23 protein-coding genes and 1 tRNA gene are annotated in these 23,330 nt (G+C 71.5%); 8 read left to right on the top strand and 16 right to left on the bottom strand.

Translation table 11 applies throughout. From position 1 onward, the window contains the following. A partial coding sequence (locus AC3A3H_RS03315; RefSeq protein ID WP_487613120.1) for a sensor histidine kinase occupies positions 1 to 1,627 on the bottom strand: 1,627 nt, incomplete at its 3' end. Further along, positions 1,624 to 2,394 carry a response regulator transcription factor gene (locus AC3A3H_RS03310; RefSeq protein ID WP_487613119.1) on the bottom strand — a complete coding sequence of 257 codons (771 nt, stop codon included), beginning with the start codon at positions 2,392 to 2,394 and terminating at the stop codon, positions 1,624 to 1,626. The genes AC3A3H_RS03315 and AC3A3H_RS03310, both read right to left, overlap by 4 nt. A 195-nt stretch (positions 2,395 to 2,589) precedes the next feature. On the opposite strand from AC3A3H_RS03310, the gene AC3A3H_RS03305 reads away from it, so the two are divergent. Both AC3A3H_RS03305 and AC3A3H_RS03300 read left to right on the top strand, forming a co-directional pair. After that, positions 2,590 to 4,167 carry an ABC transporter permease gene (locus AC3A3H_RS03305; protein ID WP_487613118.1) on the top strand — a complete coding sequence of 526 codons (1,578 nt, stop codon included), beginning with the start codon at positions 2,590 to 2,592 and terminating at the stop codon, positions 4,165 to 4,167. A gap of 26 nt (positions 4,168 to 4,193) precedes the next feature. Then, positions 4,194 to 4,865: an ABC transporter ATP-binding protein gene (locus AC3A3H_RS03300; protein WP_487613117.1), complete on the top strand. Its 672-nt coding sequence runs from the start codon at positions 4,194 to 4,196 to the stop codon at positions 4,863 to 4,865. Positions 4,866 to 4,932: 67 nt separating this feature from the next. On the opposite strand, the gene AC3A3H_RS03295 is transcribed toward AC3A3H_RS03300, so the two are convergent. The 4 genes from AC3A3H_RS03295 to AC3A3H_RS03280 are packed head-to-tail and all read right to left on the bottom strand — an operon-like array spanning position 4,933 to position 8,560. Next, complete coding sequence (locus AC3A3H_RS03295) at positions 4,933 to 5,520, bottom strand: pentapeptide repeat-containing protein (RefSeq protein WP_487613116.1); 588 nt, start codon at positions 5,518 to 5,520, stop codon at positions 4,933 to 4,935. A gap of 42 nt (positions 5,521 to 5,562) precedes the next feature. Then, positions 5,563 to 6,696 (bottom strand): Gfo/Idh/MocA family protein, encoded by a 1,134-nt coding sequence (locus AC3A3H_RS03290; RefSeq protein WP_487613115.1) that lies wholly within the window; start codon positions 6,694 to 6,696, stop codon positions 5,563 to 5,565. A gap of 41 nt (positions 6,697 to 6,737) precedes the next feature. Then, a complete protein-coding gene (locus AC3A3H_RS03285; protein ID WP_487613114.1) occupies positions 6,738 to 7,838 on the bottom strand; it encodes a Gfo/Idh/MocA family protein in 1,101 nt (366 codons plus the stop codon). Beyond that, on the bottom strand, positions 7,835 to 8,560 hold the full coding sequence (locus AC3A3H_RS03280; protein WP_487613121.1) for a sugar phosphate isomerase/epimerase family protein: 726 nt from the start codon (positions 8,558 to 8,560) through the stop codon (positions 7,835 to 7,837). Before AC3A3H_RS03280 ends, AC3A3H_RS03285 begins: the two co-directional genes overlap by 4 nt. A 175-nt stretch (positions 8,561 to 8,735) precedes the next feature. Between AC3A3H_RS03280 and AC3A3H_RS03275 the strand changes: the two genes are divergently transcribed. From AC3A3H_RS03275 to AC3A3H_RS03255, 5 genes are all read left to right on the top strand, one after another. Then, positions 8,736 to 9,917, top strand: coding sequence for an ROK family transcriptional regulator (locus AC3A3H_RS03275; RefSeq protein WP_487613113.1), 1,182 nt, complete (start codon positions 8,736 to 8,738; stop codon positions 9,915 to 9,917). Between the two features lie 108 nt (positions 9,918 to 10,025). Then, positions 10,026 to 11,180 carry a Gfo/Idh/MocA family protein gene (locus AC3A3H_RS03270; RefSeq protein WP_487613112.1) on the top strand — a complete coding sequence of 385 codons (1,155 nt, stop codon included), beginning with the start codon at positions 10,026 to 10,028 and terminating at the stop codon, positions 11,178 to 11,180. Positions 11,181 to 11,182: 2 nt separating this feature from the next. Beyond that, positions 11,183 to 11,917, top strand: a complete 735-nt coding sequence (locus tag AC3A3H_RS03265) for a ThuA domain-containing protein (RefSeq protein WP_487613111.1) — start codon at positions 11,183 to 11,185, stop codon at positions 11,915 to 11,917. An 89-nt stretch (positions 11,918 to 12,006) separates the two neighbouring features. Next, positions 12,007 to 13,041: a Gfo/Idh/MocA family protein gene (locus AC3A3H_RS03260; RefSeq protein WP_487613110.1), complete on the top strand. Its 1,035-nt coding sequence runs from the start codon at positions 12,007 to 12,009 to the stop codon at positions 13,039 to 13,041. Between the two features lie 35 nt (positions 13,042 to 13,076). Further along, positions 13,077 to 13,853: a YqaJ viral recombinase family protein gene (locus tag AC3A3H_RS03255; RefSeq protein WP_487613109.1), complete on the top strand. Its 777-nt coding sequence runs from the start codon at positions 13,077 to 13,079 to the stop codon at positions 13,851 to 13,853. On the opposite strand, the gene AC3A3H_RS03250 is transcribed toward AC3A3H_RS03255, so the two are convergent. Continuing rightward, positions 13,832 to 14,578, bottom strand: a complete 747-nt coding sequence (locus AC3A3H_RS03250; RefSeq protein ID WP_487613108.1) for a DUF998 domain-containing protein — start codon at positions 14,576 to 14,578, stop codon at positions 13,832 to 13,834. The two genes, AC3A3H_RS03255 and AC3A3H_RS03250, sit on opposite strands and share 22 nt — an antisense overlap. 220 nt (positions 14,579 to 14,798) lie before the next feature. Here AC3A3H_RS03250 and AC3A3H_RS03245 point away from each other — a divergent pair, with 220 nt between their 5' ends. Further along, positions 14,799 to 15,770, top strand: coding sequence for an NADP-dependent oxidoreductase (locus AC3A3H_RS03245; RefSeq protein ID WP_487613107.1), 972 nt, complete (start codon positions 14,799 to 14,801; stop codon positions 15,768 to 15,770). Here AC3A3H_RS03245 and AC3A3H_RS03240 read toward each other — a convergent pair. The 9 genes from AC3A3H_RS03240 to AC3A3H_RS03200 form a co-directional block, all read right to left on the bottom strand. Then, positions 15,751 to 16,302, bottom strand: a complete 552-nt coding sequence (locus AC3A3H_RS03240; RefSeq protein WP_487613106.1) for a GNAT family N-acetyltransferase — start codon at positions 16,300 to 16,302, stop codon at positions 15,751 to 15,753. The genes AC3A3H_RS03245 and AC3A3H_RS03240 overlap by 20 nt on opposite strands. Before the next feature lie 68 nt (positions 16,303 to 16,370). Beyond that, a complete protein-coding gene (locus tag AC3A3H_RS03235; protein WP_487613105.1) occupies positions 16,371 to 18,374 on the bottom strand; it encodes a S53 family peptidase in 2,004 nt (667 codons plus the stop codon). A 188-nt stretch (positions 18,375 to 18,562) separates the two neighbouring features. Continuing rightward, a complete protein-coding gene (gene rplA / locus AC3A3H_RS03230) occupies positions 18,563 to 19,252 on the bottom strand; it encodes a 50S ribosomal protein L1 (RefSeq protein WP_487613104.1) in 690 nt (229 codons plus the stop codon). A 79-nt stretch (positions 19,253 to 19,331) separates the two neighbouring features. Next, positions 19,332 to 19,763 carry a 50S ribosomal protein L11 gene (gene rplK, locus AC3A3H_RS03225; protein WP_314149171.1) on the bottom strand — a complete coding sequence of 144 codons (432 nt, stop codon included), beginning with the start codon at positions 19,761 to 19,763 and terminating at the stop codon, positions 19,332 to 19,334. Between the two features lie 133 nt (positions 19,764 to 19,896). Next, positions 19,897 to 20,817: a transcription termination/antitermination protein NusG gene (gene nusG, locus AC3A3H_RS03220; RefSeq protein WP_487613103.1), complete on the bottom strand. Its 921-nt coding sequence runs from the start codon at positions 20,815 to 20,817 to the stop codon at positions 19,897 to 19,899. Between the two features lie 54 nt (positions 20,818 to 20,871). After that, positions 20,872 to 21,144 (bottom strand): preprotein translocase subunit SecE, encoded by a 273-nt coding sequence (gene secE / locus AC3A3H_RS03215; RefSeq protein ID WP_185278484.1) that lies wholly within the window; start codon positions 21,142 to 21,144, stop codon positions 20,872 to 20,874. A 42-nt stretch (positions 21,145 to 21,186) separates the two neighbouring features. After that, positions 21,187 to 21,259, bottom strand: a tRNA-Trp gene (locus AC3A3H_RS03210). A 143-nt stretch (positions 21,260 to 21,402) separates the two neighbouring features. Beyond that, complete coding sequence (locus AC3A3H_RS03205; RefSeq protein WP_487613102.1) at positions 21,403 to 22,074, bottom strand: response regulator; 672 nt, start codon at positions 22,072 to 22,074, stop codon at positions 21,403 to 21,405. Between the two features lie 4 nt (positions 22,075 to 22,078). Further along, positions 22,079 to 23,281 carry an ATP-binding protein gene (locus tag AC3A3H_RS03200; RefSeq protein WP_487613101.1) on the bottom strand — a complete coding sequence of 401 codons (1,203 nt, stop codon included), beginning with the start codon at positions 23,279 to 23,281 and terminating at the stop codon, positions 22,079 to 22,081. Positions 23,282 to 23,330 lie beyond the last annotated feature (49 nt).

Here is a 23,330-nt window from a genome sequence, read left to right as displayed (position 1 = left end):
CGCGGCTGTCCGCCACGGCGTCGAGCGCGTCCGGAGCCGACGCCTCGGCCGGCGCCGCCGGGCGCGGACTCTGCGGCCCCTCCCCCGCGAGCGGCAGGCGGACGCTGAACACGGTGCTGCCCGGCTCGCTGGTCACGGTGACCGCGCCGCCGTGCGCCTCCACGACAGCGTGCACGATTGCGAGGCCGAGCCCGGTCGATCCGGTCGCCCGGTTGCGGCTGCTGTCGCCGCGCGCGAAGCGCTCGAACAGCGTCGACTGAAGCTCCTCCGGGATGCCGGGGCCGTCGTCCGACACCGTGACCACGGCCTCCCGCGCCGCCGCGTCGACGGCGAGCGCCGCCACCACCGTCGTCCCCTCGGGCGTGTGCACCCGGGCGTTGGCGAGCAGGTTCATCACCACCTGGTGCAGCCGCGGGGCGTCGCCCAGCACCTCCACCGGCTCCTCGGGGAGGTCGATCCGCCAGGTGTGGTCGGGGCCGGCGGCGTGCGCGTCGCTGACGGCGTCGATCAGCAGCAGGGACAGGTCCACCGGGTCGCGGTCGAGCTCCCTGCCCTCGTCGAGCCGGGCGAGCAGCAGGAGGTCCTCCACCAGGGAGGTCATCCGGGTGGCCTCCGACTCGATGCGGCCGAGCGAGCGCGTGACGTCCTGCGGCAGCTCGTGCGGCGAGCGCCGGGTGAGCTCCGCGTAGCCGCGGATGGACGCGAGCGGCGTCCGCAGTTCGTGGCTGGCGTCGGCGACGAACCGCCGCACCTTCTGCTCGCTCGCCTGCCGGGCGGTCAGCGCGGAGGCGACGTGACCGAGCATCCGGTTGAGCGCCGCGCCGACCGTGCCCACCTCGGTGTGCGGGTCGGTGTCCTCCTCGGGCACGCGCACCGACAGCGCGACGTCGCCCCGGTCGAGTGGCATGTGCGCCACCTGCTCTGCGGTCTCGGTGACGCGCGCGAGCGGCTTCATGGCGAGGCGCACGACGAAGCTGGCGATCAGGAACGCGAAGACCAGGCCCGCGAGCGTGACCAGCACGATGACGAGCGTGAGCTGCTGCGTCGTCGCCGTCACCTCGCTGAGCGGCAGGCCGATGATGACGCTGTCGCCGTTCTCGAGCTGTGCGGCGGCGATGCGGTAGGAGCCCAGGGAGTCGCCGAGGTCCACGGTGCGCGGCTGGGCGTCGGCGGGCACCGTGAGCAGCGCGAGGCCGTTGATGGTCACCTGCTTGGGCCCGAGCGGCTGGTCGGTCGACGTCGACGGCCGGTCGGAGAGGATGACCGGCGGGAAGAGCAGTCCGCCGTTCGAGCTGCGCACCGCCCCGAGCGTCCCGGTCGGCTGCCCCGGCGTCGTCACGACGCCCTGCGCCTCCGGGATGGTGGGGCCGCCCGCGTTGATCCGGTCGGCGGTGTGCTGGCCGCGCTCGAGCGCACTGGTGAGCTGCTGGTCGAGCCGCTCCACCAGGTAGTTCTGCAGCGCGAGCACGCTGATCGTGCCGATCACCGCGCCGAGCACGGCCAGCATCGACACGACCACCAGCACCACACGGCTGCGCAGCGTCCAGGTGCGGAACGGACGGAGGCCGAAGCGCCGGGCGCGCTCACGGCCGGGGGTCGGGGCGCCCGCAGAGCGGGCAGCGGTCATTGCGCGGCCTTCACCATGTAACCGGCGCCGCGCACGGTGTGGATCATCGCGGGGCGGCCCGCGTCGATCTTCTTGCGCAGGTACGAGATGTAGAGCTCGACCACGCTGGAGGAGCCGCCGAAGTCGTACGACCACACCCGGTCCAGGATCTGGGCCTTGCTGAGCACGCGGCGCGGGTTGCGCATCAGGAACCGGAGCAGCTCGAACTCCGTGGCGGTGAGCTGGATGGCGTCGCCGTTGCGGTGCACCTCGTAGCTGTCCTCGTCCAGCACGAGGTCGCCGACGATCAGCACCGGGTCGTCCTGGTCGGCGACCGCCGCGCGTGACCGGCGCAGCAGACCGCGGAGCCGGGCGACGAGCTCCTCCAGGCTGAACGGCTTGGTGACGTAGTCGTCGCCGCCCGCGGTGAGCCCGGCGATGCGGTCGTCGAGGGAGTCCTTGGCCGTCAGGAACAGCACGGGCGCCTCGTTGCCGTCGGCGCGCATCCGGGAGAGCACCTGGAGGCCGTCGATGTCCGGGAGCATGATGTCCAGCACGACGACGTCCGGCTTGAACTCGCGGGAGAGCTGCAGCGCCTGCTGTCCGTTGGACGCGGTCTTCACCTCCCAGTCCTCGTAGTGCAGCGCCATCGCGAGCAGGTCGGTCAGCGTCGCCTCGTCGTCGACGACGAGCACGCGGATCGCGCTGCCGTCGGCTCGGCGCAGGAGGGTGCGGGGCTGGCTGGAGGATCCGGAGGCGGCTCGGGCGTTGATGGTCACCTTTCCCATTATGAGGAGTGGACTTGAGGGCGACTTTGCGAAACCTATGGAGATTCTGTGAGCGATCGGCCCGCGCGTGGCAGTCGCTGCGAGGTCCCTCAGCGGCACACGGCTGATCCATAGCAATGCCACAGTGAGCGGCAAACCCCCGAACCTAGCTTTCCGACGAACCCCCCTTTTTCCGACCCAGAGATATGGAAGCCTATGTTCGGGACATATCTGCGGCGCGAGCTCCTCAATCGCCGCAAGCAGACGGTCATCATCGCGATCGGCATGGCCCTCGCGATCGCACTCGTCATCATCGTCAACGCGGTCTCCGCCGGTGTCAAGGATGCGCAGGCGAGCGTGCTGCAGTCCGTCTACGGCGTCGGCACCGACATCACCATCACCCAGCCCGCGACGGCCCAGGGCGCGACCGCCCAGCAGGGCGCCGGCGGCGGCCCGCGCTTCGACTTCGGCGCCGGCGCCGGGTCGGACACCGGATCGGGGCGGCAGATCAACACCTCGCGGCTGGAGCCCACTCGCGGCGCGACGGTGATGGACGCCTCCACGCTGACGACCGCCAAGAAGGTCCAGAACGTGCAGTCCGCCGCCGCGGTGCTGTCGCTGACCAACACCAGCTTCAGCGGCACCCTCCCGAACTTCCAGCAGCTGCGCGAGCAGCGCCAGGCCGGCGGGTCCTCCGGTTTCTCCACCCCGCCGCCCACCGGCGGCGCGGACGGCGCGGGCGGCAGCTCGTTCACCGTCGACTCGTTCTCGGTGATGGGCCTCGACCCGGCCGGCAAGTCGGTCGGACCGCTCTCCTCCGTGACGCTGTCCAGCGGCCGCACCTTCACCGCGACCGACAAGGCGGCCGACGTGGTCGTCCTCGACGCCGCGTACGCCAAGTCGGCCTCCAAGGCCGTCGGCGACACCGTCACCATCGGCGGCACGGACTTCAAGGTGATCGGGATCGTCTCCGCGACGGGAGCCGACTCCACCACCGCGGCGAACGCGTACATCCCGATCGGCGTCGCCCAGACGCTGTCCGGGCAGGCCTCGAAGATCTCGTCCGTCTACATCACGGCGGCGTCGTCCAGCGACATCGACCAGATCAAGGCCGACCTGACCAAGGCCCTCCCCACCGCGACCGTCAGCACGCAGGCTGACCTGGCCTCCAGCGTCTCCGGCTCGCTCGGCAGCGCGGGTGAGCTGATCGCCAACCTCGGCACCTGGCTCTCGGTGATCGTGCTCGCGGCGGCGTTCCTGATCGCCATCCTGTTCACCATCTCCGGCGTCACCCGCCGGACCCGGGAGTTCGGCACCCTGAAGGCGATCGGCTGGTCCAACCGCCGGATCACCGGGCAGGTCGCCGGCGAATCGGTCGTGCAGGGCCTCATCGGCGGCATCGTCGGCGTCGCCGTCGGGCTCGTCGGCGTGTGGGTCGTGAACATCGTCTCCCCGACGCTGACCGGCAGCATCGGCTCCGGCGTGGCAACTGCTGCCGGTCAGGGCACCGGTGCGGGTACGGGGGCCGCGGGCACCGGGTCCCGCGCAGGCGGCTTCGGCGGCGGCGGCTTCGGCGGTGGAGGCGGAGGCTTCGGCGGCGGAGGCGGCGCGTTCGCCGGCGTCCGCCGGGCGTCCGCGACCACGGCCGACATCGCCCTGCACGCCCCGGTCACCCTGTGGATCATCGTCGGCGCGGTCGCGCTCGCCATCCTCGGCGGTCTCATCGCCGGTGCGATCGGCGGCTGGCGCGCCTCCCGTCTCCGTCCCGCCGCAGCTCTGCGCTCGGTCGCCTGAGCCCCGCCCGACCAGAAGGAGTCCTCGTGTACACCCTCACGAACGTCACCAAGAAGTACCGCCAGTCCAGCCGCGAGGTGATCGCGCTCGACGACGTCACCCTGGAGATCCCGGACGGCCAGCTCGTCGCCATCCAGGGCCCGACCGGCGGCGGCAAGTCGACGCTGCTGCAGATGCTCGGCGCGCTCGACCGCCCGACCTCCGGATCGGTGGAGCTCGGCACGGCGAGCCTGTCGAAGCTCGGCGACGGCAAGCTCACCGGCATCCGCGCCAACGAGATCGGCTTCGTCTTCCAGGGCTTCAACCTGATCCCGACGCTGACGGCCCAGGAGAACGTGGAGACCGCGCTCGCCCCGCTGAAGGTGAGCGCGGAGGAGCGCAAGCGCCGCGCCGCCGAGGCGCTCGCCTCGGTCGGCCTCGCGGACCGCGGCAGCCACCTGCCGTCCGAACTCTCCGGAGGCCAGCAGCAGCGCGTCGCGATCGCCCGCGCCCTGGTCAAGAACCCCGACGTGCTGCTGGCCGACGAGCCGACCGGCAACCTGGACGAGGAGACCCGCGACGAGATCATGGACCTCCTCGAGGGGCTGTGGCGCGACCGCGGCCTCACCGTCATCGTCGTCACGCACGACACCGCGGTGGCCAAGCGCGCCCAGCGCCGGCTCCACATCAAGCGCGGCCAGGTGAAAGAGGTCGCCTAGCGCGTCACCCTCTGACGGAGACCCCGGCCGCCTCGGCGCCGGGGTCTCCGTCGTCGCCGGCGTCCGCTCACGAGGGCGTGGCGACGACGGTCATGCCGGCGGCCTCCGCCAGGAGGACGGCCTGGCGCTCGTCGATGGTCGCGCCGCGGAGGCGCACGTCGGCCGGATCGACGCCGGTCAGGTCGCTGCCGACCAGGCTCGCCGCGGAGAAGTCGGCCCCGGTGAGCACGGCGGCCGACAGGTCGCAGCCGGAGAACACCGCCTCGACGCAGCGGGCGCGGCTGAGGTCGGCCTCCCGGAGCCGCACGCCGGTGAACTCCACCCCGCGCAGCTCGGCGCGGCCGAGGTCGACGAACGACCAGTTGCCGCCCTCCACCTTCAGCAGGGCGAACTCGCTCTCGCTGAAACTGCTGCCGGTGACCTTGCACCGCCGGAACGTCGCATCGAAGAAGTTGCAGCCGACGAACGTGCAGTTCACGAACGCGCTGTCGGTGTGCTCGCTGACGTTGAACCGCACCTTCCGGAACGTGCACCCGGTGAACGTCGCCCCCGTCGACCGCACCTCGGTCAGGTCGACGTCGATGAACTCGACCCCGTCGAACTCCAGCCCGTCGAGGTCGCGGCCGTACCAGTCCTCGCCACGGATGATGTCCACGAGCGTGAGCCTACCCGGCCGAGCGGACGCATCCGACCGCGGTCAGCGGGCGGCGCCCAGCTCGATCCAGGCGCCCGACTCGGCGGCGTCGATCACGGCGTCGGTGATCCGGACGGCGCGCAGCCCGTCCTCGAAGCGCGGCAGGCCCTCGGGGGTCTCCCCCGCGACCGCGGCGTAGCTGTCGGCGACGAAGGCGTTGAACGCGTCCTGGTAGCCCTGCGGATGCCCGGACGGCACGACGCAGAGGCGCGCGGCGTCGTCGCTCAGCTGGTCGGCGTCGCGCGGCACCAGGAGGCTGCCGGAGCGGCGGCCCACCCAGAGGGTCTCCGGCTGCTCCTGGTCGAACGCGACACTCTCGGCACTTCCGGCGATCTCCAGCCACAGCCGGTTCTTGCGACCGGGCGCGACCTGCGAGACCAGCAGGGTGCCGATGGCCCCCGACGCGGTCTCGATGACCACCGCCGCGGCGTCCTCCGTCGTGATCCCGGAGTGGGAGGCCCGCGCGGCGAACACCGTGCGCTTCTTCGCGGAGACGCGGGCGACCCGGTCGCCGCTGACGAACTCCACCAGGTCGACCAGGTGCGAGCCGATGTCGGCGAACGCGCGGGAGCGGCCGCCCTGCTCGGAGTCCACCCGCCAGTTGTCGTCGCCGGAGGCCAGCAGCCAGTCCTGGAGGTAGGAGGCGTTGACGGTGAGCACCTGCCCCGCGGCGCCGGACGCGAACCGCGCCCTGGCCTCCCGCACGAGCGGATGGAAGCGGTAGACGAACGGTACGGTCGCGGTGCGCCCGGCCGCGGCGGCGACCAGCGCCTCCGCGTCGGCGACCGTCGTGGCCAGCGGCTTCTCGCAGACGACATCCTTGCCGGAGGCCAGCACAGCGGCGGCCTGGGACGCGTGCAGCGCGTTCGGCGTCGTCACGTGGACCACGTCGATCGTGTCGTCGGCGAGCACCTCGTCCAGCGAGCCGTACGCGCGGCCGATCCCGAGTCGTTCGGCTGCGGCGGCAGAGCGCTCAGGGGAGGACGAGACGATGCCCGCCAACTCGGCGCGCGCGGCCCGGGTGGCCCGCGAGTGCACCTCCGCCATGAAGCCGCCGCCGACGATCGCCACCCGCAGCCGCGACCCGGCCGTGCTCTCGTCCCGCCGGCTCAGGCCGCCCGACTCGCTCCCGCTCACACTTCTCCGTTCGTCGTCCGTCGATGTCCTGCGCGCCCGGCTTACGCCAGGGTCGCCGCGCGCGGGTCCCAGTCCTCCGGCAGGGCCGGGGCGACCGTGACGGTGCTCTCCACGTCCACCGGGACTCCGGACTCGCCGGCCTCGATGGTCGCCACCATCACGTCGAGGACGTGGAAGGCCTGCTCACCGGAGGCGCGCTCGGGCACGCCCGCGCGGATCGCCCGCGCCAGCTCGACGACGCCGATGCCGCGACTGCTGGTGGTGCCGGTCGACGGCAGCGTCTCGACGCCGTCGGCTCCGTGCACCAGGAGGTCGCCCTCGAAGGTGTTCGGGTCGGGGACCACGAGCGTCGCCTCGAGACCGGCGACCTCGAACTGGGTGCGGCCGAGCTTGGAGTCGAAGCTGAAGATCGACTGCGCGGTCTGGCCGCTCTCGAACTCGTAGAGCGCGCTGACGTGCGTCGGGACGGTGACCTCGAACGACTCGCCGGCGCGTGGGCCGGAGCCGATCACCCGCGACTCCTTCGCCCGGGAGGCGACGGCGCTCACGCGCTTGACCGGGCCGAACAGCTGCACCAGGGCGGTGAGGTAGTACGGGCCGATGTCGAACAGCGGGCCGGCGCCCTCCTGGAACAGGAAGTCCGGGTTCGGGTGCCACGACTCGGGGCCGGCGCTCTGCATGAGCGTGAGCGCGGTCAGGGGCGCACCGATGGCGCCGCTCTCGATCAGCCGTCGCGACGACTGGATTCCGGCGCCGAGGAAGGTGTCCGGTGCCGTCGCGACGCGCAGTCCCTGCGCGTGGGCGGCCTCCAGCAGCTGCACGCCGCTGGCCCGGTCGAGCGCGAACGGCTTCTCGCTCCACACGTGCTTGCCCGCGGCGAGCGCCTGCAGCGCCACCTCGACGTGCACCTTGGGGATGGTGAGGTTGACGACGATCTCGATCGCGTCGTCCGCGAGCAGCTCCTCGACCGTGCCGGAGCCCGGGACGCCGTACTTGTCGGCCTGGGCCTTGGCCCGGTCGAGGTCGATGTCGGCGACGAAGCGCACGTCGAGGTCGGGGAACGCCGTGAGGTTCTCCAGATACTGGTTGCTGATGACGCCCGCGCCGATGAGGCCGACGCCGACCTTTCCGCTGCCGGTCACGCGAAGGCCTCCGAGGTGAGGAACGCGAAGCTGTCGGCGACGGCCTGGAACCGGTCGCCGCGCGAGTCGTCGAGCTCGATGACGCGGAGGGCGTTCGGTGCGGCTGCGATGATGTCGGCGATGGGCAGCGAGCCCTGGCCGACGGCGACCTGGTCCTTGGTGTCCGTGCTGCCGGAGCCGTCCTTGACGTGCAGGGCGACGACGCGGTCGCCGAGCTTCCCGAGCAGTTCGACCGGGTCCTTGCCGCCGACGGCCACCCAGTAGGTGTCGACCTCCAGCACGACCTCCGGGGCGAGCTTGCCGGCGAAGTACTCCAGCGCGGTGACGCCGTCGATGGTGCTCTCGACCTCGTGCGCGTGGTTGTGGTAGCCGACGCGGACGCCGTGCTTGGCGGCGACCTGGGCGGCGGCGTTGAGCGCGGCGGCCGTGGCCTCCACGTCCTCCGCGGTCTGCCAGCGCTCGGCGGGCACATGCGGGTCGATGACGGTCTGGATGCCGAGGTCGGCTGCGGCGGCGAACACGGTGTCGAGGTCGTCGCGGCCGATGAAGCCCTGGTGGGTGGTGGGGGCGGTGAGGCCGGTCTCGGCGAAGCCCGCGCGCAGGCCGTCGGCGAAGTCGAGGAAGCCGAACGGCTCGACCTGGGTGAAGCCGATGGCGGCGATCCGGCGGAGGGTACCGACCGTGTCCTCGGTCAAGAGCTCACGGACGGTGTAGAGCTGCACGGAGAGGTTTGAGGTCGACACTGTTCTCCTCGTCGAGTTTCTGCTGGGGGGGTTGTCGGCGCACGATCCGGCGCCGACATCCATTCAAGCGAGACTTCTGCCGGTTGTCAATCAAAAGTCGCCGTATTGTCGTCCGGCTTTGGACCGCCGGCCAGCCCTGTGGTTCAATACCTGCATGACCGACAGTGCCCGGGCGTCCGGCATCGTCGCCGCTGACGCCTCGGACCTCCTGGCGATCCTGCGCGACGGCGTTCCGCGTACCCGCGCGCAGCTGGCCGAGCTCACCGGCCTCGCGCGCTCGACGATCGCGGTCCGCATCGACACGCTCACCGATTCGGGGCTGGTCGCGCCCGCCGGCGACGACGTCTCGACGGGAGGCCGCCCGCCCGCGCGCGTGCGGTTCAACCCCGACTCGCGTGTCGTCCTGGCGGTCGACCTCGGCGCCACCCACGGCGTCGTCGCGCTGGCCGACCTCGCCGGGACGATCACGAGCAGCGAGTCCCGCCGCCTCCGCATCGCCGACGGGCCGGAGGCCGTGCTCGACTGGGCGCTGGAGACCGCGGGCCGCCTGTACACGGCGACCGGCCGCCCGCTCGGCGACCTCGTCGGGGTGGGCATCGGCGTGCCGGGCCCGGTGGAGCACTCGACCGGCCTTCCCGTCAACCCGCCGATCATGCCCGGCTGGGACCGCTTCGACATCCCGGCCTACGTGCGGCGGGTGTTCGACGTGCCGGTCCTCGTGGACAACGACGTGAACCTCCTGGCGCTGGGCGAGCACGCCCTCGCCTGGCCCGACCAGTCGGAGCTGCTCTTCGTCAAGGTCGCGACGGGCATCGGCGCCGGCATCATCAGCGGCGGCCGGCTCCAGCGCGGCGCGCAGGGCTCGGCGGGCGACCTCGGCCACGTGCGCGTGCCGTTCACCAGCGAGACCCCCAGCCACGGCGCGAGCGACGCGGACCTGGAGGCCCTCGCGAGCGGACCGGCGATCGCGCGCGCACTGACGGCGGCAGGCATCCCCGCCGAGACGAGCGACGACGTCGTGGCGCTGGCCCGCACCGGCAACGCGGAGGTGTTGCAGGCGATCCGCCAGGCCGGCCGCGACCTCGGCGAAGTGCTCGCGACCTGCGTCAACCTGCTCAACCCGTCGCTCGTCGTCGTCGGCGGCAGCCTCTCCCGGGTCGGCGAGCAGCTCCTCGCCGGCGTGCGGGAGGTCGTCTACCAGCGCTCGACCCCGCTCGCGACTCAGCATCTCACCATCACCGAGTCCCGCTCCGGCGAGACAGGCGGCGTCATCGGGGCGGCCATCATGGTCATCCAGGACACCCTCGGCGCCGCCTCCCGTCCCCTCCCCCGCTGAGCCGCCACCGCCCCCATCCACCTGTGCGCCCCGCGAGGGTCGAATCGATTCGATCCACCGGCCGCCTCGACAAGCCCCACCACCATCAACCCCCGTGAAAGGACCGCAGTGACCACCGCATCCACCCCGTCCAGCCCGCTCCGCGCCGGCGTCGTCGGCCTCGGCTGGGCAGGCCAGCAGCACATGGACGCCTACGCGGCGCTCCCCGGCGTCGAGCTGGTCGCCATCGCCGGCATGGAGGACGGCCCGCGCGCCGAGCTCGGCGAGAAGTACGGCGTCACCCGCCGCTACAGCGACTGGCGCGACCTGGTCGCCGACGGCGACCTCGACGTCGTGAGCGTCGCCGTCCCCACCTTCCTGCACGCCCCGATCGCCGTCGGAGCGCTCGAGGCCGGCATCCACGTGCTGAGCGAGAAGCCGATCGCCCGCACCGCCGCCGAGGCGCAGACGATGGTCGACGCCGCGCACCGGTCCGGCCGGGTGCTGGAGGTCGCCTTCAACCACCGCCGCCGCGGCGACATCGAGGCGCTCAAGGCGGCGATCGACGCCGGCCAGATCGGGCGGCCGTACCACGCCAGGGCGATCTGGCTGCGCCGCGCCGGCATCCCGGCCCTGGGAAGCTGGTTCACCAACCGCGAGATGGCCGGCGGCGGGCCGCTGATCGACATCGGCGTGCACGTGCTCGACTACGCCCTGCACCTGTTCGGCGAGCCTCAGGTCACCGCGGTCTCGGCGGTCACCCACTCCGAGCTCGGCTCCCGCGGCCGCGGCGGGGCGAAGAGCGACAAGCAGCACGTCGGCTCCGCGTACGAGGTGGAGGACCTGGCCAGCCTGCTGCTGCGCCTGGAGGGCGGCGGCTCCATCGTGCTCGAGACCAGCTGGGCCGCCTATCGTCCGGCCGGCGACGAGTTCGGCATCACGCTGTACGGCACCGAGGGCGGCGCGGACCTCCGCGTGGTCGACTACGCGCCCGCCGGCGAGCTGACCATCTTCACCGGCGAGGGCGAGGAGGTCGAGGACATCGCGGTGACCGCCGACGCCGGCCGCGGCCACCTCGCGGTGGTCGAGACCTTCCTCGAGCACGTCGCCGACCAGGCGAACTGGTCGCACTGGGACGGCTCGCTCGCGCTCGACCGCGCGCGCGTCATCGACGCCGCCTACGAGTCGGCCCGGGTCGGCGCCGAGGTGCGCCTGAGCCCTGCGACGGCCGGCCTCGACGACACGAACGCTACCGCCATCCCCGCCACGACCCAGGAGGCATGACCATGACCACCCCACTGCGCGTGACCGTCTGGAACGAAGGCGTCCACGAGACCACCCAGCCCGAGATCGCCGCGATCTACCCCGACGGCATCCACGGTGCCATCGCCGCCGGCCTCACCGAGTTGCTCGGCCAGGAGGTGGCGGTGCGCACCGCCACCCTCGCCGACCCCGAGCACGGCCTGAGCGAGCAGCAGCTCGCCGAGACCGATGTGCTGCTGTGGTGGGGCCACATCGCCCACGAGCAGGTCTCCGACGAGGTCGTGGAGCGGGTGCGGCAGCACGTCCTCGGCGGCATGGGCCTCATCGTGCTGCACTCCGGGCACTTCTCGAAGATCTTCATCCGCATGCTCGGCACCACCTGCTCGCTGCGCTGGCGCAACCCGGAGGGCGGCGAGCGCGAGCTGGTCTGGAACGTGAACCCGACGCACCCCATCGCGGCGGGCGTGGACCAGCCCATCGTGATCGAGGCGCAGGAGATGTACGGGGAGTTCTTCGACATCCCGACGCCCGACGACCTCGTGTTCATCAGCTCGTTCACCGGCGGGGAGGTGTTCCGCTCCGGCGTGACGTTCACCCGCGGACGGGGCAAGATCTTCTACTTCTCGCCCGGCGACCAGGAGTACCCGGTGTACTTCCACCCGCAGGTGCGCCGCGTCCTCGCGAACGGCGTGCGCTGGGCGGCGCCCGTCGCCGGCGCGCGCCAGTCCCCCGAGGTCTCCAACCCACAGCCCGTCTGACCCGCGCACGCAACTGACAGGACACGCCGCGTCCGCGCTTCGCGAGGCGGCGTGTCCTGTCCGTTCGTTTCGCCCGGCAGACTAGGGGCATGGCGAACGAACTCCCCGTGCCCCGTTTCCCCGACCCCGCCGACGCGCCCGCACTGCGCTGGGGGGTCATCGGCCCCGGCGTGATCGCCGCCGACTTCACCGACGCCCTGCACGCGCACACCACGCAGCGGATGGTCGCGTGCGGGTCCCGCTCGGCCGAGCGGGCGGCGCGCTTCGCCGCCGAGCACGGCGTCGAGCGCGCGTACGACTCGTACGAGGCGCTGGTCGCCGACCCGGACGTGGACGTCGTCTACGTGGCGACGCCGCACAGCGAGCACCTGGAGCACGCCCTCCTCGCCATCGCCGCCGGCAAGCACGTGCTGGTCGAGAAGCCGCTCGCCGCGACCGCCGACCAGGCCAGGCAGATCGCGGCGGCGGCGCGGGAGGCCGGCGTCTTCGCGATGGAGGCGATGTGGACCCGCTACCTCCCGCAGACCGACATCGTGCGGCAGCTCCTCGACGCCGGCGCGCTCGGCGAGGTGCGCGTCGTCACCGCCGACTTCGGCGGCCGCGCCACGTTCGACCCGGCCGGGCGGCTCTGGGATCCGGCGCTGGCCGGCGGCGCCCTCCTCGACATCGGGGTCTACGTGGTGTCGTGGGCGTCGTTCGTGCTCGGCGCGCCGGCCGGGATCCTCGCGACCGGCACCCTTGCGCCGACCGGAGTGGACGAGCAGGCGGCGCTGATCCTCACCTCGGCCCGCGGCGGTCAGGCGCTGCTGAGCACCGGCCTCCGCGCCGGCACGCCCTCGCTCGCGTCCATCAGCGGCCGCGACGGCAGGATCGAGATGCACAGCCCGTTCTGGGGCCCGAGCGGCCTCCGGCTCGTCGGCGCCGACGGCCGTTCGTCGAGCGAATGGCGCGACCCGTACGAGCGTCCCTACCGGCAGGGGATGTCGTACGAGGCGGCCGCGCTCGCCCGCTATGTCGCCGAGGGCCGCACCGAGTCGCCGCTGCATTCGCTCGACGAGGCCGTGTCGACGCTCGTCACCATCGACGAGGCACGCCGCCAACTCGGCGCGGCGGGCGTGGGCTGACGACGGGAGTCCGTGGGCCGGGGCAGAATGGACGAGTGCTCGACCGCTCCGCCACCCGCAGCCCCGACCTCTACCGGCCGGGCGTGCTGGCGGATCTCGGCCCGCGCTCGTCGGCTCCGGCCCCGCGCCCGGTGGTGCCGGCCGTGCCCGGAGCGACCGGGCATCTGGCCAGGGTCGTCGCGTCGTCGAGCGACCGGATCGGCTGGCTCCGCGCCCGCAGCCGCGGCATCACCGCGACCGATGTCGCCAAGCTGTCCACGCCGCAGTCCCTGCACGCGGCCGTCTCCGACAAGCTGAACGGCTCGGGGTTCTCCGGCAACATCTTCACGCAGCACGGCCGCAGCAGGGAGCCGGAGATCGCGGCGTGGGTTGCCGCGACGCACGGCATCCAGCCGTCCGACCTGCTCTTCCACGCCGAGCGCGACCGGCGCCACCTGGCGACCCCGGACGGCCTCGTCCTCCGCAGCGGGGGCCGGATCGAGCTCGCCGAGATCAAGACCACGAACAAGCCGTTCAACAGCATCCCGCGCCACTACCTCCGGCAGATCTGGTGGCAGCAGTACGTGCTCGGCGCCGACCGGACGCTGTTCGTGTGGGAGCAGCACGACCGCTTCGTGCCGATCCACGACGAGCCGCAGTGCCAGTGGGTCGACCGCGACGACCGGGAGATCGCCCGGCTCGTGGCGCTGGCGGGCGACCTGATCGACCTGCTGCGGGAGGCGACGACGCGGTCGGCGACGGAGGCTCAGCGCACCGAGGCTCAGCGCACCGAGGTTCAGCGCACCGAGGTTCAGCGCACCGTCGCTTCGTAGTCCGCCGTCTCCTGCTCCTGCCGCTCCTGCCGGATTCCCACGGCCACCGGCACCGTGACCAGCGCCAGCGCGTAGACCGCGATCCATGCGATCGCCACGGTGGTGCCGACGAGCTCAAGCCACGCGCCGACATCCGTCGCGACGCGCACGATCGCCATCAGCCCGCCGGCGATCGTGATCAGAGCGACGGCGACGCAGCTCGCGAGCGAGAAGCGCGCCACCCGAGGCAGCCGGGTCGCGAACGACACCTGCAGCATCGCGAAGCACGCCGCCGCGAAGCCGAGCACCGCGGAGACGGTGTGCACCAGATCCTGCACCGTCGACGCCGGGTCGATCAGCGGCACCGGGCAGTACGCCGTGCAGGTGACCTGGGAGGCCAGCACGAAGCACAGCGCGGCGAAGCCGAGGCTCACGGCGGGAGCCCACCGGTCGAGACCGCGGACCGACGAGCGAACGTGACCGCTGGCCAGCGCCACGGAGCAGCCGCCCGCCGCGATGAGCAGCAGTGCCACCTTGAACGGGAACGCCGTGGGCGCGCCGACGGCGCCGAGCTCGCTCACGTAGACCGGGTAAGGAACGGTAAGCCGCGCGGCCCAGATGATCGTCAGCCCGCTCAGCACGCTCACGGTGCCGATCGCCAGCAGCACAGGAACCGCGCGCTGCCATCCGCCAGCGAGCACGGGCAGGGCGAACGGCTGGCGCACGATACGCAGCAGTCGTCGCACAACGGCTCCTCAAGTCGGATGGCTCGGGTCGGATGGCTCGGGTCGAGGGATTCTAACCGGACCATCCCTGTGAACGTCCCCAACCGGGCCGCGAAAAGCCTGAGCGGCCCGGGAAACAGACTGTTCACACGCGGTGACCCGCCCGTAACACCACGGACCCATTCGCGCGTTTGACTGGAAGCCAGCCGCGCCGCTCGCGGCGGCGACGAGGGGAACACGAATGCCGAAGACGATGCGCGCCGCTCTTCTCGACGCGGCAGGCGACCCGGCGGCCCTCCGGATCGGCGAGACCTCGACACCCGACCGGGTGAACGCGGAGTTCCTGGTGAAGGTCGTGGCCGCCGGCGTGAACCCGCTCGACGCCAGCACCCGCTCCGGCAACGGCGTGTTCGGCGCCATCCACACCTTCCCCGCCGTGCTCGGCCACGACTTCAGCGGCGTCGTCGTGGAGTCGCCGTTCGCCGCGCACCCGCTGCGCCCCGGCGACGAGGTGTTCGGGATGGTGATGGTGCCCCGCTTCGGCGGCAGCTACGCCGAGTACGTCTCCGTCCCGAGCGTCAGCCTGGTGCGCAAGCCGGCGACGCTCTCCCACATCGAGGCGGCCGCGGCGCCGCTCGCCGCGCTGACGGCCTGGGGCATGGTGGTGGAGCTGGCCAAGGCTCACGAAGGCCAGCGCGTGCTCGTGCACGCGGGCACGGGCACGGTCGGCCACTTCGCCATCCAGTTCGCCGCCTACTTCGGCGCCCACGTGATCGCCACCACCTCGAGCGCGAACCACTCCTGGCTGCGTTCGCTGGGCGCGGCCGAGGTGGTGGACGAGGCCGCCACCGGTGACGACCCCACCGGGCTCGGGGACACCGTCGACGTCGTCGTCGACCCGGCCTCCGACCTCGAACGCGCCACCCGTTCGCTCGCGCTGATCCGGCCGGGCGGCCTGCTCGTCCTGCACGCCCCGACCGGCCTCGACCCGGGGCTCGCCGAGGCCGCAGAGGCCGCGGGCGTCCGGACGACGGGCTACACGGTCGCGCCGGACGGCGGCACGCTCGCCGTCATCGCCCGCCTCCTGGAGACGGGCAGCGTGCGCGTCCACGTGGACCGCATCTTCCCGCTCGACGAGATCGCGGACGCGCACAGGGCGATCGAGCACGAGACCACCAAGGGCGCGATCGTGCTCAAGGTCGCGGAAGGCTGACCAGCTCCCGCTCCATCACCCAGTCGTCCTCCAGCCGGTCGCCGACGAGGAAGCGCTTGGAGCCGACCCGCTCGAACCCGTGCTTGCCGTAGAACCGCTGAGCCCGCGCGTTCTCCTCGTTCACGCCCAGCCAGATCCCCTCGGCGCCGGCGTCCGCCGCCGCGGCCAGGCTGGCCTCCATCAGGCGCCCGGCGACGCCCTCGCCATGGTGGCCGGGGAGGACGTAGCACTTGCTGAGCTCGGCGGTCGGGCGCACCCGGACGGCGGCGCGCACGTCGGCGTCGGACGGCTCGCCCAGGTTCACCATCGTGTACCCGATGACGGCGCCGGTCGCGTGCTCGGCCACGAGCACGCGCCGCGCCGGGTCGGCCGTGTACTCCGCGAACCGCTCCGTGGACAGAACGGACGCGATGAAGGCCGCTTTGGCCTCCGCCGTCGTGTGCGGCGGGCAGGCGAGCGGGAAGGTCACGGCGGCGACGCCCGCGAGGGCCTCCGCGTCGGCGGCGGTCGCGGGACGGATGACGACGGTCATCCCGCCAGCGTAGCCGGGGCGGCGGGCGCAGGGACGCCCTCATGCCGGGCATGAGGGCGTCCCGTCGCTCAGTGCCGTCCCTGGGCCACCAGCTTGAGGAGGGTGAAGGAGACGCCACCGAGCCCGGTCACGTCGTCGTAGCCCTTCGCCGACTTCAGCGAGGTGTCGTTGTCGAGGGTGATGAAATAGGTGTTCCCGCTGTTGCGGCTGGTGTAGACCAGCGCCTGCGGCGGATTCTGCGGCACCACGTCCCGGAATGCGTTCGGCAGCACCCGATCCACGGCGTAGAGGGTCGGGTTGGCGAACCCGATCGTCTTCCCCGTCGCCTGCTGCACGATCGCGATCTGGGCAGCGACGATCGGCGAGGCCAGCGACGTGCCGCCGTAGGTCTCGTTGATGTAGTCACCGGTCGCGAGCGTCGTGTCGTCGACGATGGGCCGGATCCCGATCTGGAAGCCGGTGTACGGGTCGGCGAGTGCCGAGACGTCCGGCGAGACCCGGAAGCCGTTGCTCAGCGCCTGCGGCACGATCCCACGCTGATAGTCGGGCGCTTTGAAGACGGCGCTGACGCCACCGCCTGCGCCGCCCGCGAAGAGCCCACCGGGCAGCGCGGAGTCGTACGACAGCGTCCCATCGGCATTCTTCACGATCTTGTCGAGCTGGTCGCCCCAGCCGGTCTCCCACGCGATCGAGCCGTTCTTGGCGATGCCCAGGCTGGTGCCCCCGACCGAGGTCACCCACGGGGAGGACGCCGGGAAGTCCGGCGACGGGTATCCGACCTCGTCGGGCGCCGACTCGTCGCCGTTGTCTCCGCTCGAGAAGTAGAGCCCGATCCCCTCGCCTGCCGCCTGGAGCTGAAGGTCGACCTCGCCCTGGATGACGTCGGCGGGCACGGCCTCGCCGACGTTCCCGTAGCTGTTGCTCACGATGTTCGCCAGCTTGTTGTCGAGGACCTTCGACATCGCGATGTCCAGGCCGCCGCCGCAGTCGGTGCCGCCCACATAGAGGATGCGGGCGCCGGGGGCGACGGAGTGGACGGACTCCACGTCGAGGGTCTGCTCGCCCTGCCATCCGCTCGGGTACTGGCACAACGCCTCATCGGTGAACTGCGCCGACGGCGGGACGAGCTGCTGGTAGTTCGACGCCGTCAGCAGAGGCTCGCCGTTCTGCTGGGCGAGACCGTTCGCGTCCTGGAGGATGCTCGGGCTGGCGTACGCGTCGATGATCGCGACCGTCTGCCCGCTCCCGTTGACGCCCTTCCGGTTCAAGTCGGTCAGCCCGTAGGCGCTCCGGAGCTGCTGCGGAGTGTACCCGCAGTTGTAGGTTCCGTACGTCGTCTGCCCGTTGTACGCGGCCGGCACCGTGACGGTGTTCTCGCCGACGTAGTGCGAGCACGGGGTCTGGATCACAGGAGCGGTCGCGGCCTTGCGCGAGATCTGAGGCGCACCCGAGGCGCCGAGGTCACCCTGCTTGATCGAGTCGGGCCGCGTCAGGGTGCGGGACTGCTCGATGCTGACCGCGGAGACCTTCGCTCCGATCGCCGCGGGCAGCGAGGGCGCCGACGACGGCGCCACGAGCCGGTGACCCGCGTAGTCGTAGGCGTGCAGTGACGTCCCGAACACCGAGCCGAGCTGCTGCGGGGTGCCACGGAACACCACGTACTGCCTGCTTTCCGGGGTTCCCTGGATGGTGAGGCCCGCCGTGGTGAGGAAAGACACGACCGAGGCGTAATCGGCCTTCGAGGGCGAGAACCGGGCGATCCACTGTGCCGGGCTCAACGCCTTGCGGTACCCCGACTGTGACGGATTCGAGACCTGCTTCGCGAGGTTCTCCGCGCCCTTCAGGTCACGCAGCGGCAGATAGATCTCACCCTGTACGGTCTCGTCGGTCGCCGCCGCCCCTGCGTCGTTCTGGGCGGTGGCCCACGATGGGACGGAACCGGCGTAGGAGACCCGGTCGGCGGCGTTCGCCCCGGATGCCCCTGCCAATGACAACGCCACCACGGCGGACGTGGTGGCGATGATGCCGATGGTCCTCTTGTGGAGGACTCGGACGGTGCGAGGTTGCTTCACTACGTTCCCCTTCGCTGAACTGGCTCGACATCGAGCCGACGCGCGACGCGCGACAGAGCGAACGTAGCCCAGCCTGTCTACCTCCGCAAGATGGGGTAGACAAGTCCGTCGCACAACACCTCCCTCGCGGGAAGCGCAGAACGGGCCGGCCACCCTGAGGTGACCGGCCCGTTCGGACGCGGAAGCGATCAGATCGCGTTGACGTCCAGCGGGATGCCCGGGCCGAACGTGGTCGACACGGCGCCCTTCTGGATGTAGCGGCCCTTCGCAGCGGACGGCTTGAGACGGACGATCTCGTCGAGGGCGGCCGTGATGTTCTCGTCGAGCTGCTCGGCGGTGAAGCCCGCCTTGCCGACCACGAAGTGGACGTTGGCGTGCTTGTCGACGCGGAACTCGATCTTTCCGCCCTTGATGTCGGAGACGGCCTTCGCGACATCCGGGGTGACCGTGCCGGTCTTCGGGTTCGGCATCAGGCCACGCGGGCCGAGCACCTTGCCGAGACGGCCGACCTGGCCCATGAGCTCCGGGGTGGAGACGGCCGAGTCGAAGTCGGTGTAACCGCCGGCGACCTTCTCGATCAGGTCGCTGCCGCCGACCTCGTCGGCGCCCGCGGCGATCGCGGCCTCAGCGGCCGGGCCGGTCGCGAACACGATGACGCGCGCGGTCTTGCCGGTACCGTGAGGAAGGATGACGGTACCGCGGACCATCTGGTCCGCCTTGCGCGGGTCCACGCCGAGCTTCAGCGCGACCTCGACGGTCGAGTTGAACTTGGCGGAACCGGTCTCCTTCGCGAGGGTGACGGCCTCGGTGGGGGTGTAGAACTTGCCGGCCTCGATCTTGTCGGCCGCGGCCCGGTAGGCCTTGGACTTCTGTGCCATGAGATTTCTCCTAACGAGAATGTGGTGCGAGCCTGGCCGGCTCTGCCACGGTGATGTCTGGGTGACGGGGAGGTCGGGCTTACGCCTCGACCGTGATGCCCATCGAACGGGCGGTGCCTGCGATGATCTTCGACGCCGCGTCGATGTCGTTGGCGTTGAGGTCGACCATCTTCTGCTCGGCGATGGCGCGCACCTGGTCCTGGGTCAGCTTGCCGACCTTGGTGGTGTGCGGGACGCCGGAGCCCTTGGGAACGCCCGCGGCCTTCTTGATCAGCTCGGCGGCCGGCGGGGTCTTCAGGACGAACGTGAACGAACGGTCCTCGTAGACGGTGATCTCGACCGGGATGACGTTGCCGCGCTGCGACTCGGTCGCCGCGTTGTACGCCTTGCAGAACTCCATGATGTTCACGCCGTGCTGACCCAGGGCCGGGCCGATCGGCGGGGCCGGGTTGGCAGCGCCGGCGTTGATCTGAAGCTTGATCAGACCGGTGACCTTCTTCTTCGGTGCCATGTCTCTTCCTTCTTTGTGTGTTCGAGCACGTGGGCGTCAGGCCCGCGTCGCTCTCCCGGTTTCTCGGCCCTTCCGAGACCCGGTGGCTGTAAATCCTTGGGTGGGAACAGTGGGAGGCTCTGGATGATTCCCGTCAGAGCTTCGTGACCTGGTCGAAGCTGAGCTCGACCGGGGTCTCGCGCTCGAAGAGCGACACGAGCACGGTGAGCTTGCCGCTCTCCGGCTTGATCTCGCTGATCGAGCCAGGCAGGCCCGCGAACGAGCCCTCCTTGATGGTGATGGTCTCGCCGATCTCGAAGTCGACCTCGGCCGGGATGACCCGCGCGGTGGCCTTCTGGCCCTTCGCGCCGCCCTTGGCCGGAGCCTGGTCGATCTGCACGAGGCTCTTCAGCATCGAGAAGGCCTCTTCGAACCGCAGCGGCGTGGGGTTGTGGGCGTTGCCCACGAACCCGGTGACGCCCGGGGTGTGGCGGACGACCGACCAGCTGTCCTCGTTGAGGTCCATGCGCACCAGCACGTAGCCGGGGATGCGCACGCGGTTGACCATCTTGCGCTGGCCGTTCTTGATCTCGACCACGTCCTCCATGGGGACCTGGACCTCGAAGATGAAGTCCTCCATGTTCATCGAGACCATGCGGTTCTCGATGTTGGACTTCACGCGGCGCTCGAAACCGGCGTAGGAGTGGATGACGTACCACTTGCCGAACTTGGAGCGCAGCTCTGCACGGAACGCCTCGTACGGGTCGGCTGCCGTGTCGTCCTCGTCCTCGACGGCCTCCTGGGCGGCCTCGGCCTCCTCGGCGGAGTCGACCTCGAGCGCCTCGTCGACGGCGCGGTCGGCCTCGGGGTCGACGGCCTCGGCCATCGCGTCGAGGACGGCGTCCAGATCGATCTCGGTGCCGTCGTCGGCCACGATGTGCAGCGCCTCGTGCTCGGCAGGGTCGGACGACTCCTCGTCGCGCTCCAGGACATTGCCCGTCTGCGCCTCGTCGTCTTCGGAGGACTGCTCTGCAGCGGTCGCCCAGTCGACGTCGTCGCGATTCGTCTCAGACACTGAATTCATTCCATTTCTGTCGGTATGGCCGTGCGGCCGGTCGGGATGCGCGGATTACTTCGGATTCCCGAAGACCCACACCACGCCGAGACCGAACACCCAGTCGAGCAGGGACACGATCGCCATCATGATCACCACGAAGACGAGCACGACGCCCGTGTAGCTCAGGAGCTCCTTGCGCGTCGGCGTGACGACCTTCTTGAGCTCGCCGATGACCTGCCGGATGAACAGGGCGATCCGCGCGAAGGGGTTGCGCCTCGCGGCGCGCTCCTTCTTGGCGTTGGCGACGACTTCCTCGCTCGGTTCGTCGATTACCTTTCGGGCCACCTCGTTACACCTTTCGTGGACCGGCATCGGGATGCCGGTTTGCAGGGCGGACAGGAATCGAACCTGCAACCTGCGGTTTTGGAGACCGCTGCTCTGCCAATTGAGCTACCGCCCTAGGGATCGTGAACCCAGAACCCTCCTGGCATTCACGAAAAATAGGCGCAGAAAAGCTTGGCGGATTCAACCACCGCACCCAAGTGTACGGGACGCCGCACCCCCTCGCAAAAACGCCGCAGGGCTTGACAACGCGGGCCGTCGTCAGAGCAGCTTGCGCTCCAGCGCCCACGCCGTGAGCTCGTGCCGCGAGGACAGCTGGAGTTTGCGGAGCACCGCGGAGACGTGGGTCTCGACGGTCTTGACCGAGATGAAGAGCTCGGCCGCCACCTCCTTGTAGGCGTAGCCGCGCGCGATCAGCCGCATGACCTCCCGCTCCCGGGCGGAGAGCCGGTCGAGCTCGTCCGTGCTCTCGGCCTGCTCGCCCGCCGCCGCGCCGAAGGCGTCCAGCACGAACCCGGCCAGCTTGGGCGAGAACACGGCGTCGCCGCCGGCCACCGCCACGACCGCGTCGCTGACCTGCCGGCCGGAGCTGCCCTTGGTCAGGTAGCCGCGCGCGCCGGCCCGGATCACGCCGACGACGTCCTCTGCCGCGTCCGAGACGCTCAGCGCGAGGAAGCGCGTGCGCTGGTGCTCGGCGGCGGTTCGGCGGAGCACCTCCGCGCCGCCCCCGCCCGCGCCGCCCGGCAGGTGCACGTCGAGCAGCACGACGTCCGGGCGCGTGCGCTGGATCGCCGCCACCGCCCCGTCCACGTCCTGCGCCTCCGCCACCACCCGGAGGCGATCGTCCAGGTCGGACCGCAGGCCCGAGCGGAAGATCGAGTGGTCGTCGACGATCACGACGGTGATCGCTCCAGCGGCTGTGTCGTCCGTCATGGTCTCATTCTCGCTCGGCGGGCACTTCGGCGCTCAGGTGGATCTCGGTTCCGGACTCCCTCGACGTCACCGTCGCCTGTCCTCCCGCCCGGCGCATCCGGCCGACGATCGACTCGCGCACCCCCAGCCGCCCCTCCGGCAGCGCGGCGATGTCGAAGCCGGGGCCGCGGTCGCGGACGAACACGTCGGCGCTGCCCGCACCGGACTCGACGTACACGGAGACGTCGCCGCCGGCGTGCCTGGCCGCGTTGAGCATCGCCTCGCGCGCGGCGGCGGCCAGCTCGGCGGGCGCGCCCCGCACCGGCTCTCCCACGCTCACGACGTCGAAGTGGACGGCGTGGTCGACCTCCAGCGCCGCCGCCACCTCACGGAGCTCGGTCGCCAGATCGCCCGCCTCCGGCCGCGCGCCGTCGGCGCCCTCGGCGTAGAGCCAGTCGCGCAGCTCGCGCTCCTGGGCGCGGGCGATCCGGCCGACCTCGCTGGACGCGCCCGCCCGGTTCTGGATGAGCGCGAGGGTCTGCAGCACCGAGTCGTGGAGGTGGGCCGCCATCTCCGCGCGCTGCTCCTCGCGGACGCGCGCCGTCCGCTCGGCGATCAGCTCGCGCCAGAGCCGCAGCGCCCACGGCGCCACCAGGACCGCCGCGCCCGCGAACGTGGCGCCGATGATGGCGAGCCACAGATACCCGGACGAGCTCCCGGCCTGCATGCCGCTGAGGGCAAGGGCGAGCGCGACGAGGAACCCGCCGGCGGCGAGGCGGAACGTCGCGGGCGCGAGCGGCGACGGCGCGAGGCTCTGGTCGTCGACGAGCTGGTCCCAGATCACCGCGGCCACCAGCAGCAGGACCGCCGCCAGGACGGCCCCGAACGCGGAGCCCGGCGCGTCGGCGGCGACCGCGACGATCGCGGCCACCCCGGCGGCGGCGCCGAGCGCGGCGAGCACCCACGGGACGTTCACGCGCCGGGTGACGCGCTCGTCCGGGTCCTCCGGGGCCGCGGCGCGCAGTGGGGTCAGCGCCCAGAGCCAGAGGTAGAACAGGACACCGGCGCCGCCGATCAGGCTGGTGCCGACGAAGATCCAGCGCACGGCGACCACCGGCCAGCCGAGGTGGTCGGCCAGCGCCACGCTCACGCCGCCGACCAGGCAGTCCCGCGGGCGCGCGAGGGGAGGGCGCGGGGTGCGCCCTCGGGTCGCGGGGGTGGAGGCCATACCTGGAATCCAAGCAGACCCGGTCCCTCCCGCACAGCGCGGGCGACGG

Source organism: Leifsonia sp. Soil_N53 (genome assembly GCF_057655165.1).
Note: the sequence above shows the minus strand (reverse complement) of the source record. Positions and strands in the feature narration are given on the sequence as shown.